This window comes from Sphingomonas kyungheensis (assembly GCF_037120395.1).
In the GTDB taxonomy this organism is placed as follows: domain Bacteria; phylum Pseudomonadota; class Alphaproteobacteria; order Sphingomonadales; family Sphingomonadaceae; genus Sphingomonas; species Sphingomonas kyungheensis.
The window spans coordinates 306,456-319,033 of the sequence record NZ_JBBBDM010000003.1 but is presented as its reverse complement, the minus strand read 5'-3'; the positions used below and the strand labels follow the sequence as shown (position 1 = coordinate 319,033).

Annotated in this window: 8 protein-coding genes and 1 pseudogene; 8 read left to right on the top strand and 1 reads right to left on the bottom strand. The window is 67.0% G+C overall.

Translation table 11 applies throughout. From position 1 onward, the window contains the following. The first annotated feature begins 59 nt into the window (after positions 1–59). The 7 genes and pseudogenes from dusB (at position 60) to hflX (ending at position 9,153) form a co-directional block, all read left to right on the top strand. The gene (dusB, locus tag V8201_RS09245) at positions 60–1,067 is read left to right on the top strand and encodes a tRNA dihydrouridine synthase DusB (protein WP_037536436.1); all 1,008 of its coding nucleotides are present in this window, start codon (positions 60–62) and stop codon (positions 1,065–1,067) included. 7 nt (positions 1,068–1,074) lie between these two features. Next, on the top strand, positions 1,075–2,127 hold the full coding sequence (locus V8201_RS09240) for a two-component system sensor histidine kinase NtrB (protein ID WP_336545106.1): 1,053 nt from the start codon (positions 1,075–1,077) through the stop codon (positions 2,125–2,127). Next, positions 2,124–3,539, top strand: a complete 1,416-nt coding sequence (ntrC, locus tag V8201_RS09235; protein ID WP_271298786.1) for a nitrogen regulation protein NR(I) — start codon at positions 2,124–2,126, stop codon at positions 3,537–3,539. Before V8201_RS09240 ends, ntrC begins: the two co-directional genes overlap by 4 nt. 111 nt (positions 3,540–3,650) lie before the next feature. Next, entirely contained in the window at positions 3,651–5,876 is a 2,226-nt protein-coding gene (locus V8201_RS09230) for a sensor histidine kinase (RefSeq protein ID WP_051583673.1), read from the top strand. Between the two features lie 2 nt (positions 5,877–5,878). Further along, positions 5,879–7,255: a nitrogen assimilation response regulator NtrX gene (gene ntrX, locus V8201_RS09225; RefSeq protein ID WP_336545105.1), complete on the top strand. Its 1,377-nt coding sequence runs from the start codon at positions 5,879–5,881 to the stop codon at positions 7,253–7,255. 99 nt (positions 7,256–7,354) lie between these two features. Further along, a pseudogene (gene hfq / locus V8201_RS09220) lies at positions 7,355–7,864 on the top strand (RNA chaperone Hfq); the annotation flags it as partial. A 2-nt stretch (positions 7,865–7,866) separates the two neighbouring features. Then, positions 7,867–9,153 (top strand): GTPase HflX, encoded by a 1,287-nt coding sequence (gene hflX, locus V8201_RS09215; protein ID WP_037536447.1) that lies wholly within the window; start codon positions 7,867–7,869, stop codon positions 9,151–9,153. On the opposite strand, the gene mazG is transcribed toward hflX, so the two are convergent. Continuing rightward, entirely contained in the window at positions 9,150–9,875 is a 726-nt protein-coding gene (mazG, locus tag V8201_RS09210) for a nucleoside triphosphate pyrophosphohydrolase (protein ID WP_336545104.1), read from the bottom strand. The two genes, hflX and mazG, sit on opposite strands and share 4 nt — an antisense overlap. A gap of 294 nt (positions 9,876–10,169) precedes the next feature. Between mazG and V8201_RS09205 the strand changes: the two genes are divergently transcribed. Further along, positions 10,170–12,542, top strand: coding sequence for a TonB-dependent receptor (locus tag V8201_RS09205; protein WP_336545103.1), 2,373 nt, complete (start codon positions 10,170–10,172; stop codon positions 12,540–12,542). Positions 12,543–12,578: the final 36 nt, after the last annotated feature.

The following is a 12,578-nucleotide window of genomic DNA, read 5'->3' as shown; positions in this document are numbered from 1 at the left end:
CGCGACCTTGCCAGCACCGCGGCAAGTCGCTAGGGCGATGCCTGTTTTTCAGGCAGATCATGGCAGCTCTTTCGCCCATCCAGATCGGTCCCGTGCGGATCGACACCCCCGTCATCCTGGCGCCGATGACCGGCGTCACCGACATGCCGTTCCGCACGCTCGTCCGACGCTACGGCTCCGGCCTCAATGTCACCGAGATGATCGCCAGCCAGGCGGCGATCCGCGAGACGCGCCAGTCGATCCAGAAAGCGGCCTGGCATCTGTCCGAAGAGCCGGTGTCGATGCAGCTGGTCGGCTGCACCCCCTATGAGATGGCGGAGGCGGCGAAGCTCGCCGAGGATCGCGGCGCGGCGATCATCGACATCAACATGGGCTGCCCGGTGCGCAAGGTCACCAACGGCGACGCGGGGTCGGCGCTGATGCGCGACCCTACGCTCGCCGCGCAGCTGGTCGACGCGGTAGTCAAGGCGGTCAAGGCGCCGGTGACGCTCAAGATGCGGATGGGCTGGGACCTCGACAGCCTCAACGCGCCCGAGCTGTCCCGGATCGCGCAGGATCTCGGCGTCCAGCTCATCACCGTCCACGGCCGCACCCGCAACCAGATGTACAAGGGCAGCGCCGACTGGCGCTTCATCCGCACCGTCAAGGATGCGGTCAGCATCCCGGTGATCGCCAATGGCGATATCTGCTCGATCGAAGATGCGGTCGCCGCGCTCGACCAATCGGGTGCGGACGGCATCATGATCGGCCGCGGCGCGTATGGCCGACCGTGGCTGCTCGGTCAGGTGATGGAATATCTCGCCACCGGCACGCGTCGCGCCGATCCTTCGCTCGACGAGCAATATCGCGTCATCAGCGAACATTATGACGCGATGCTCGATCATTACGGCAGCGTCACCGGCGTCAATATGGCCCGCAAGCATATCGGCTGGTACACCAAGGGGCTGACCGGATCAGCCGAGTTCCGCAATACGGTCAACCAGCAGCCCGATGCGGCGGTGGTCAAGCGGATGCTCGCCGACTTCTACGCGCCGCTCCGCGACCAGCCGATCGCGCAGGCTGCCTGACCGCGTGATGACGCCGCACAGCGGCTATGCCTCGGGTCGCCCCGGTTTCGCCGAGCTGTTCGGTGCGCTGCCGGTCGCGGTGATCGTCATCGACCCGGACGATCGCATCGCCCATGCCAATGCTTTCGCCGAACAATTGCTCAACCTGTCCGAGCGGGTGATGCGCGGCCAGCCGCTCGCCGCGATCCTGCCGCCGCCGGCCGCCGACGATCGCCGCGAGGGCGGCTTCGCTTATTATGACGCCGAGATCGCGACGCCGCACGGCCCCAAGATCCGCGTCGACTTCGTCGAGGCGGCCGTGTCTGATCATCCCGGCTGGCGCGCCATTACCCTGCACAGCGCGGCGACCACCCGCGGGCTCGCCCAGTCCGGCGGCGGGGCGCGCGCGGCGAGCGGCGCTGCGGCGATGCTCGCCCATGAGATCAAGAACCCGCTGTCGGGCATCCGCGGCGCGGCGCAATTGCTCGGCACCGGCGAACTCACCACGCTGATCGTCACCGAGGTCGATCGCATCGCCGCGCTGATCGACCGGATGCAGGATTTCAGCGACACCCGCCCGCTGCCGATCCATGGCGAGAATATCTACCCGTTGCTCGGCCATGCGCGCCGGCTTGCGCTCGCCGGTTTTGGTCGCGGCGTGACGATCGAGGAACGGTTCGATCCGTCGCTGCCCGATGCGGCGATCAACCGCGATGCGCTTCTCCAGATCCTCATCAACCTGCTCAAGAATGCGGTGGAGGCGTGCCGGGCCGAGCGCAACCCGCGCATCCTGATCACGACGGCCTATCGTCACGGCATGTCGGTCGCCGCCGCCGCGGGCCGACCGCGCACACCGTTGCCGATCGAGATCTGCGTGACCGACAACGGCCCGGGCGCGCCGGCCGACATCGCCGACCATCTGTTCGACGCCTTTGTCTCGGGACGGCCGGAGGGGCAGGGGCTCGGCCTCGCCCTGGTCGACAAGCTGATGCGCGACATGGGCGGCATCGTCCAATATGCCCGCGAAGGAACCCCCGAAATGACGACGTTGCGCCTCCTGCTGCCGCGAGCGACGCTGTGAGCCGTGTCCTCGTCGTCGACGATGATGCCGCGATCCGCACCGTCGTCGCGCAGGCGCTGCGCCGGGCCGGTCATGACGTCCAGACCGCCGAGACGCTGGCGCAGCTCGACCGGATGCTCGCCACCCGCGTGCCGGACGTGCTGATCACCGATGTCATTTTGCCCGACGGCGACGGCATCGCCCGTGCGCAAGAGATCGGCGAGCGCCTGCCGCAATTGCCGGTGATCATCCTGTCGGCGCAGAACACGCTGACCACGGCGGTGCGTGCGGCCGAGGTCGGGGCTTATGAATATCTCCCCAAGCCCTTCGACCTCGACGATCTGACCCGCGCGGTCGCCGGCGCGCTGGCGCGCGGCGCGGTGATGCCGCAGCCCGAGGCGGGGGAGGACCCCGCCTTGCCGCTGATCGGTCGCTCGCCGGCGATGCAGGACGTCTACCGCATCATCGCGCGGGTGCTCTCGAACGATCTGACCGTGCTGATCTCCGGCGAGTCGGGCACCGGCAAGGAATTGGTCGCCCGCGCGATCCACGATCTCGGCGCGCGGCGGGCGGCGCCGTTCGTTGCAATCAACATGGCCGCGATTCCCCGTGAGCTGATTGAGGCGGAGCTTTTCGGCCATGAGCGCGGCGCCTTCACCGGCGCCGCGGTGCGCAATGCCGGCCGGTTCGAACAGGCGGCCGGCGGCACCCTGTTCCTCGACGAGATCGGCGACATGCCGATGGAGGCACAGACGCGGCTGCTGCGCGTGCTCCAGTCGGGTGAATTCACCACGGTCGGCGGTGCGCGGGCGATGCGCGCCGATGTCCGCGTCGTCGCGGCGACCAACCGCGATCTGACGACGCAGGTCGCGTCGGGCCAGTTCCGCGAGGATCTGTTCTACCGCCTCAACGTCGTGCCGATCGCGCTGCCCGCGCTGCGCGAACGTCGGCAGGACATCCCGCTGCTCGCCCGCCACTTCTTAGAGAGCGCCGCGGCGCAGGGACTGCCGCGGCGCCAGCTCAGCGATGCGGCGCAGGCGGCGCTGACCGCGCACGACTGGCCGGGCAATGTCCGCGAGCTGGAGAATCTGATGCGGCGCCTGGCGGTGCTCGCCCGCGACGAGCTGATCGACGCGGCGACGATCCGCGATCTGCTTGGCGCGCCGGGCGGCGCGGGGGAGGCGGCCGATCCGGGCATCGCCGAGGCGGTCCGCCATCTCGTCGAGCGGATCGCGCGCGAGCGCCCCGACGCGCTTGACGACGGCAGCCTGTACGATCGCGTCATCGGCGAGGTCGAGCGACCGCTCATCGCCGTGATGCTCGCCCGTCACGGCGGCAACCAGCTCCGTGCAGCGCGTGCGCTCGGCCTAAACCGCAACACGCTGCGCAAGCGGCTCGACACGCTCGGGATCAGCACACGCACCGACGAATGAGGGGCGGAGGGGCCGGCCGCTAGCGTCGTTCGTCCCGGTGTCACCACAAACCACCGGCAACGCCAAATTATGTGGTTTCCGTGCAACAATCCACGTTGTACGATGGCGACAATGAACGCGGCCGTCACGCCCGATCTGATCGAATCCCTTCCGGATCGCCGGCTGCGCATCACGCCCGCCGTCGAGGCGTTGGTGCTGGCGCTCGCCATCGCGATCGCGACCGCCACCTATTTCATCATCACCGGCAGCAGCAAGCCGGCCCAGCCGCTGTCACCGCCGGCGATCGCCTCGCTGCTCGTCGCCAATCTGGTACCGGGTATCGCGCTGCTGATGCTCGTCGGGCGGCGTATCGCGCGGCGGCGGGCCGCGGCGTCGCTCGTCGGGGGCGAGGGCGTGCTGCACGTCCGCCTCGTCGCCATCTTCTCGATCATCGCCGCGGTGCCGGCATTGCTCGTCACCATCTTCGCCTCCCTGCTGTTCCAGATCGGCGTCGAATTCTGGTCGTCCGATCGCGCGAGCGGCATGATCGAGAATGCGCGGACCCTGGTCGGCGAGAACTATCAGCGCGAGGCCAATCGCGTCATCTCGCAGGTCCAGGCGATGAGCGGCGACCTCGCCGTCGATTTGCAGGGTCATGCGATCGACAGCGCCTATTTTCAGCAGGCGCTCCTGATCCAGACCTATCGCCGTGAACAATCGGAGGCGATGATCATCCGCCGCGGCGAGTCCGATCCGCTGATCGTGCTCAACCCCTATGGCAAGCCGCTGCGGAACCTCGTCACCCCGGCGGTGGAACAGGCGCTCGACACCGGCGCCGGCTTCGTCGTCATCCGCAGCGACGACCGGATCGGTGTGGTCGTGCCGATCGCTTATGGCAAAGGCGCCTATCTCTATTCGGCGCGCATCTTCGATCCGCAGCTTGCCAGCCAGCTGCGCCGCGGCGACGCGATCATCCGCGACTATCAGGCGCTGCAAAGCCGGTCCCGGTCGCTCCAGCTCAAGTTCAATGCGGCCTTGCTGATCGTCTCACTGCTGATCGTCGGTATCGCCGTCTGGGCGGCGCTGGCTGTCGCCGATCGCCTTGTCCGTCCGGTCGCGGAGCTCGTCGGCGCCGCGCGTAAGGTCGCCACCGGCGATCTCACCGCGCGCGTCCCCGATCCGCGCCGCAAGGACGAGGTCGGCACGCTCGCCAATGCCTTCAACCAAATGACCGGTCGACTGCAGGAGCAGAACAGCGCCCTAGTCAGCGCCAATGATCAGCTCGACAATCGCCGTGCGCTGATCGAGGCGGTGATGGCCGGGGTTTCCGCCGGTGTCATCGCCACCGCCGAAGACGGCACGATCCGCATCGCCAACCGCTCGGCGACCGAATTGATCGGCACCGGCGCCGATGGTCTGATCGGCCGCCCGCTGAGCAGGATCGCGCCCGAGCTCGCCGAACTGGTCGACGGCGACATGCGCGAGGCGATCGTCCAGGTCATCCGCAGCGGCGACACGCGGACGCTTGCCGTGCGGATCGCGCGGACCGACGCCGGGCCGATCCTGACCTTCGACGACATCACGCAGCAGCTGCTCGACCAGCGCCGCGCCGCCTGGTCCGACGTCGCGCGCCGGATCGCGCATGAGATCAAGAACCCGCTCACCCCGATCCAGCTCGCCGCCGAGCGGCTTCAGCGCCGCTACGGCAGCAAGATCGACCCCGAGGACACGACCTTCGCGCGGCTGACCGACACGATCGTTCGCCAAGTCGGCGACCTGCGCCGGATGGTCGACGAGTTCAGCTCCTTCGCGCGCATGCCCAAGCCGGTGTTCCGCGAAGAGTCGCTGGTCGACATCGCCCGACAAGCATTGTTCCTGCACGAGGTCGCGCATCCGTCGATCCGCTTCACGCTCGATCACAGCCTGCCGGCGCCCGCGCTGGTCTGCGACCGGCGGCAGCTCGGGCAGGCCTTCACCAACATCGTCAAGAATGCGGTCGAGGCGATCGAAAGCAAGGGCGATGCGGGCGGCAGCGTGACGATGCGCGTTGCCGAGGAGGATGCGGTGATGATCGTGGAGGTCGCCGACACCGGCGTCGGACTGCCGCCCGATCGCGACCGGATCGTCGAACCCTATATGACGACGCGCGCCCGGGGCACCGGGCTCGGCCTCGCGATCGTCAAGAAGATCGTCGAGGAGCATCACGGCATGATGACCTTCGCCGACCGCGACGGCGGCGGCACCATCGTCCGCATGACCTTCGACGCCGCCGCTCTCGCCGCCCTCGACCAGGGGGCCGCCGCGCCCGAGCCCGCCGGCGACGGCCAGCTCGCCGCCCTTACTCGTAATCGGAATTAATTATGCCGCTCGACATCCTCGTCGTCGATGACGAACACGATATCCGCGAACTCGTCGCCGGCGTCCTCGAAGACGAAGGCTATGACACCCGCTCCGCCGCGAACAGCGACGCGACGCTGGAGGCGATCGCCACCCGCCGGCCGTCGCTGGTGCTGCTCGACGTCTGGTTGCAGGGATCACGGCTCGACGGGCTTGAGCTGCTCGACGAGATCAAGCGGCGCGATCCGTCGATCCCGGTGCTGGTCATTTCGGGCCACGGCAATCTCGATACCGCCGTCGCCGCGATCCGCCGCGGCGCCAGCGACTTCATCGAAAAGCCGTTCGAGGCGGAGCGGCTGTTGCTGCTCGTCGCCCGCGCGACCGAGACCGAGCGCTTGCGTCGCGAGGTCGCCAGCCTGCGCGTCTCGGCAGGGCGGGAGAGCGATCTCACCGGCAGTTCGGGTGCGATCAATGGCGTGCGCGCGACGCTGAAGCGCGTCGCCGCGACCGGCAGCCGCGTCCTCATCATGGGGCCGGCCGGGGTCGGCAAGGAGGTCGCTGCCCGGCTGCTGCACGGCTGGAGCAACCGCGCGCAGGCGCCGTTCGTCATCGTCAGCGCGGCGCGGATGACGCCCGAGCGCGTCGAGGAGGAGCTGTTCGGCGTCGAGGAGGGCGGGGACCTGATCCGTCCCGGCCTGCTCGAACAGGCGCATGGCGGGACCTTGTTCCTCGACGAGATCGCGGACATGCCGATCGCGACGCAGGCGCGCATCCTGCGCGTGCTGACCGATCAGAGCTTCAGCCGCATCGGCGGCACGCGCATCGTCAAGGTCGACGTCCGCGTCGTCTCGGCGACCTCGCGCGACCTGACCCACGAGATCAGCGAAGGCCGGTTCCGCGAGGATCTCTATTATCGCCTCAATGTCGTCCCGGTCGTGCTGCCGCCGCTCGCCGAACGGCGCGAAGACATTCCCGCGCTGGTCGAACATTTCATGGCGCATTATGCCGCCGAACGCCGCGTGCCGACGCCGGAGATCGCCGCCGACGCGATGGTCGCTTTGCAGTCGTACGACTGGCCGGGCAACGTCCGTCAGCTCCGCAACGTGGTGGAGCGGACGATCATCCTCGCGCCGGGCGACCGGATCGGGCGGATCGATCTCGACCTGCTGCCCGCGGAAGTGCTCGGCGACCAGGGCGACCTTGGCAGCGGCGGGGGCGGGGCGATCATGGGCGCGCCGCTGCGCGAGGCACGCGAGACCTTCGAGCGTGAATATCTCCGCGTCCAGATCCGTCGCTTTTCCGGCAACATCAGCCGCACCGCCAGCTTCATCGGCATGGAGCGTTCGGCGCTGCACCGGAAGCTCAAGCTGCTCGGCATCACCGACGTGCGCGAGGATTAGGTGCTGGACGCAGCGCCCCATCGTTCATAGATGCACGTCGTCGCCCGGTCCGGGCGGTGATCCGACGCCGGGAAACGGCGCGATAGCGGGCAAACGGCTCGCCAAGAACCGAAAGGCTTATGTATGGCCGAAAAACAAGGCTCGTTGCAGGACCTCTTCCTCAACGCTCTCCGCCGCTCCAAGACCCCGGTGACCATGTTCCTGGTCAAGGGCGTCAAGCTCCAGGGCATCGTCACCTGGTTCGACAATTTCTCGGTGCTGCTGCGCCGCGACGGCCAGTCGCAGCTCATCTACAAGCACGCCATTTCGACGATCATGCCGTCCGGCCCGATGGATATCGCCGCGCTGATCGAATCGGTCGGCGAGGCGCAGCGCAAGCAGCCGCTGTTGCAGGAGATCTTCCTCAACGCCGTGCGCAAATCGGAAGATTCGGTGACGATGTTCCTGATCAACGGCGTCATGCTGCAGGGTCAGATCGCCGGCTTCGACCTGTTCTGCATGCTGCTCCAGCGCGAAGGCATGGCGCAGCTCGTCTACAAGCACGCCGTCTCGACCATCCAGCCGGCGCGCGCGCTCAACCTCGCCGATGAAGGGGAGACGGAAGACTGACCGTGACCAATGGCTTCAATCGCGATCGCGATGAATTCGCCCGCGGCGGCCGCACCCTCGTCGTGCTGCCCGATTCCGGCGACGCGCATCGCGATGCCGATGCCCGGCTCGACGAGACGGCGGGCCTCGCCGCGGCGATCGGCCTGGTCGTCGTCGACAAGGTCGCGGTGCGGGTGAGGGCGCCCAAGGCGGCGACCCTGATCGGCAGCGGTCAGGTCGAACAGCTCGCCGTACAGGTGCGGCAGAACGAGGCCGACCTCGTCGTCTTCGATGCGAGCCTCACCCCGGTGCAGCAGCGCAATCTCGAGACCGCGCTCGAAGCCAAGGTAATCGACCGCACCGGACTGATCCTCGAAATCTTCGGCGAGCGTGCGGCGACCGCCGAAGGGCGGTTGCAGGTCGAACTCGCGCATCTCGACTATCAGGCCGGCCGGCTGGTGCGCAGCTGGACCCATCTCGAACGGCAGCGTGGCGGCTTCGGCTTCCTCGGCGGTCCGGGTGAGACGCAGATCGAGGCCGATCGCCGGCTGATCCGCGACCGGATGGCGCGGCTGCGGCGCGAACTCGATCAGGTCAGCCGCACGCGCGGGCTGCATCGCGATCGGCGCCAGCGGGCACCGTGGCCGATCATCGCGCTGGTCGGCTATACCAATGCCGGCAAGTCGACGCTGTTCAACCGGCTCACCGGCGCGCACGTCATGGCCGAGGATCTGCTGTTCGCGACGCTCGACCCGACGCTGCGGCAGATCTCACTGCCGGGAATCGACAAGGCGATCCTGTCCGACACGGTCGGCTTCGTCTCCGACCTGCCGACGCAGCTCGTCGCCGCCTTCCAGGCGACGCTGGAAGAGGTCGTCTCGGCCGATCTTCTGATCCACGTCCGCGATATCGCGCATCCCGACAGCGAGGCGCAGCGGAGCGACGTCGAGGCGGTGCTCGCAGAGATCGGTGTATCCGAGCAGACCCCGCGGTTCGAGGCGTGGAACAAGCTCGACCTGCTCGATCCCGAGCGGCACGAGGACGTGCTGGTCGAGGCGGGGCATCGCGATGATGTCGTCGCACTTTCCGCGTTGAGCGGGGAAGGGGTCGACGACCTGATCGAACAGGTCGCCGCCAAGCTGACCGCCGGGCACCGCCGTTACTGGATCACGCTCGACGCCGGTGACGGCGCCGGCGCGGCATGGCTGCACGCGCATGGCGAGGTGCTCGGGCAGATCAGCGAGGATCTCGAAACGCAATATGAGGTGCGGCTCGCCGAGCGCGACTATGCGCGTTTCCTGCAACGCTAGCCGTGCTTGACCCGCTGCCATAACGCTTCCTTGTCGGCGAGCGGCACGGCGGCGAAAGCGTCGCCGGCGATCCCCTCCATCCCCCGGAAGCGTCGTTCGAACTTGGCATTGCCCCGACGCAGCGCCGCTTCCGGATCGATGCCGAGGTGGCGCGCCCAATTGACCACGGCGAACAGCAGGTCGCCGATCTCCTCTTCGACCGCGTCACCCGTCGCCGTGGCGACCTCCGCGATCTCCTCATGCACCTTGGCCAATGCGCCGTCGCCGTCCGGCCAGTCGAAGCCGACCCGGGCGGCGCGGTTCTGCAACTTCACGGCGCGCATCAGCGCGGGCAGGGCCACCGCGACGCCGGCAAGCGCACTGGTATCGCTTTGGCCTTCCCGTTCGGCGGCCTTGATCGCTTCCCAGCCCGGCGTCGCATCGGCGTCGCCGAATATATGAGGATGCCGCCGCTCCATCTTGTCGCTCACCGCCGCGGCGACGTCGTCGAGCGTGAAGGTGCCGGCGTCCTCGGCGATCCGGCTATGGAAGACGACCTGGAGCAGCAGATCGCCGAGTTCATCCTTAAGATCCGCCGCATCGTCGCGCGCGATCGCGTCGGCGACCTCATAGGCTTCCTCGATCGTATAGGGCGCGATCGTCGCCCAGGTCTGCGCCACGTCCCACGAGCAGCCGTGGACGGGATCCCGCAGCCGCGCCATGATCGCCACGAGCCGATCCATCGCCGATGACGTCACCTCAATCCTCCCTCGTCGTGCACTGTCTGTAGCAGCGCCCGGGAGGTGGGGCTAGATGACTGCGATTTCGCCATATCCGTCCATCCTGCCACGAGAAAAATAAATGACGCACGACCGGCCTGGCATTCGTGGATGTAAATTTGACACCTTTCTATTTGCCAACAGTAACTTGGCTGCTTCTAGCTCAGGCTAAGCATCCCAATACCGGTCATATACTCGTCATCGAGGTATGACACGGCGCCCGCGAACCGGATCAACGGTCACGCTATCATGCGGGGGATGAATATCATGTTGAAATATGGCGCTGCGATCATTGCGATCGCGGCAGCGTCGGGTCCTGCCCGAGCTCAAACTGTGCCGGCCGGCGGCAGCGTGCCGGCACAGTCGCAGGACGTCGGTGACGATCAGGAGGTCGTCGTTACGGGCAGGGCGGTGACCTTTGCGAACACGCAGGTGACCAATGCGATGATCAGCCGCCAGTCGGCGCTGACCAGCGTCAACGATGTCATCAAGGAGCTGCCCGGCGTTTTCGTTGCTGAGGGCGATGCGTTCGGTTCGTCCGACTGGGCGACCTCGATCAGCATCCGCGGGTTCAGCAGCGGGGGCGGGGGCGGTCAGCAGATCGGCTCGACGATCGACGGCCTTCCCAATGGCGGGTCCGGCTATGGCGGCGGTGCCCGCGCCAACCGCTATATCGACTTGCTCGATCTCAAGACGGTGCGCGTGTCGCAGGGCACCGCGGACATCGCGTCGCGATCGAACGAGGCGCTCGGCGGTACGCTCGATTACGTCACCGACGATCCGGCGGCCGAGCGTCGGTATCGCTTCACGGCGGCGGGTGGTGACTTCAGTGCGCGCAAGCTCTACGCGCGCGTCGATACGGGCGACATCGCGCCGTCCACGCGCGCCTTCGTCAGCGCTTCCACATCGCGGGTCCGGGACTGGATCGGCGGGGCCAGTGAGACGCGCCGCGACCATGTCGAGGGCAAGCTGAAGAGCACGATCGCCGCGGTCAATCTCACGGCTTGGCTGTCATACGACGATGCCGATGAAGCGGAATTCGGATCTGTCTCGCCTGACTCCTTCGCCAGTGATCCGAACCACGATGCCTATACCGATCACTGGACCGGCGTCCCGTACATCGATCAGAGCTACCGTGCCGGATCGCGGGCCTTGCGGCGCAACCTGTTCGGCTATCTCAAGAGCGATACCCATATCGGCGAGGTGGCGCTGTCGCTGACCGGTTATTACCATCGGCTCCGGGGTCGCGGCGATTTCCTGCCGCCCTATCTGGTCGATGTCCGTCAGGACGGCGTGGGCGCTTCCGAAAGCGAATATACGGGTTCGCAGCCCACCCGGATCGGTGGTGCGCCGCTCGGCAAGATCTATTTCGTCACGCCGACCGGGGTCGCGGCGACCATGAACGAGGGGTGCGCCGGTACTGCGCTCGTGCCGCCGAGCTATGCAGCGGCCTGCTATCCGAGTGGCTCACAGGCGGTGATGTCCTATCGCCATACCCATTATCGCGGCGAACGCGGCGGCTTCACCACCGATGCCGGCTGGACGCACGAGTTCGGCGGTGTGGAGAACCTGCTGCGGGCCGGCTTCTGGTTCGAACGCGACCGCGCCAACCAGATCAGGGACTGGCACAAGGTCACCAATCCGCTGGTCGGCATGGCGTTCGACGGGACGGCCTATTACGAGCAGTACAGCACGGATTATGATGTCGACGAGGCCATGTATTATGGCGAGGACACCATAACGATCGGTCGGCTGAGCGCGCGGTTCGGCGTCAAGCAATTCTTCCTCGATCAACGCCGCGCCGAACAGCTCAACGACCGGGCCAGCACGTCGCTGCGCTCTCATTCACAACCGTTGATCTCGGCCGGCGTGACGGTGCAGGCGCCGCTGCCGGGACTGGAAGTCTTTGCCGGCTATTCACAGAATTTCGCCGCGATCGGCAACGGTCCGCTCGGCCAGCCGCATGTGGTGATCGCACGGATCAAACCGGAAACGGCAAACAATATCGAGATGGGCGGCCGCTACAATGCCGGCCGGGTAGAGGCGTCGCTGACCGGCTACGACATCAAGTTCAACAATCACATCCAGTCGATCTCGGCCAACCTCGTCAGCGGGATCGATTACCTGAACGAGCAGAGCAGCGTCTATCTCAACGTCGGCGGCATACGCAGTCGCGGCATAGAGGCCGCGCTCGCTTATCGCATCCTGCCGGCTTTGAAGCTGTCGGGCAGCTACACCTACAATCACGCGACCTATATTGGCACCGGCAATGCTGCGCAGGATGACGATGTCGATGTGACGCCGGGGCGGCAGGCGATCAATTCACCACGCACGATGTGGGTGCTGGCGAGCGACTATAAAGGGTCGGTGCTGAAAGCCGGCGCAGCGGCCAAGAAGGTCGGCGACCGGTTTCTCGACACCAGCGGCGACGCGAGCGGTGCCGGTTTCCTGTTGATCGATGCCTATGTCGGCGCGGATCTCGGCAAGGTCGCCGGACCGCTCAAGGGTCTGTCATTGACGATCCAGGCGAACAACCTGACCGACCAGCGCTATCTCGCCGGCAGCGACGGCGGTACGGCGTTCCTCGGCACGCCGCGTACGATCACCGGATCGTTGACGTTCGACTTCTGAACGCAAGAGAGGGCGCGTGCACCGCGCCCTCTCGAC

Excerpts from the sequence above, each read along its gene's own strand:
- mazG (WP_336545104.1), bottom strand. The coding sequence starts at position 9,875 with ATGGATCGGCTCGTGGCGATCATGGCGCGGCTGCGGGATCCCGTCCAC.
- V8201_RS09230 (WP_051583673.1), top strand. The coding sequence starts at position 3,651 with ATGAACGCGGCCGTCACGCCCGATCTGATCGAATCCCTTCCGGATCGC.
- dusB (WP_037536436.1), top strand. The coding sequence starts at position 60 with ATGGCAGCTCTTTCGCCCATCCAGATCGGTCCCGTGCGGATCGACACC.
- V8201_RS09240 (WP_336545106.1), top strand. The coding sequence starts at position 1,075 with ATGACGCCGCACAGCGGCTATGCCTCGGGTCGCCCCGGTTTCGCCGAG.
- V8201_RS09205 (WP_336545103.1), top strand. The coding sequence starts at position 10,170 with ATGAATATCATGTTGAAATATGGCGCTGCGATCATTGCGATCGCGGCA.
- ntrX (WP_336545105.1), top strand. The coding sequence starts at position 5,879 with ATGCCGCTCGACATCCTCGTCGTCGATGACGAACACGATATCCGCGAA.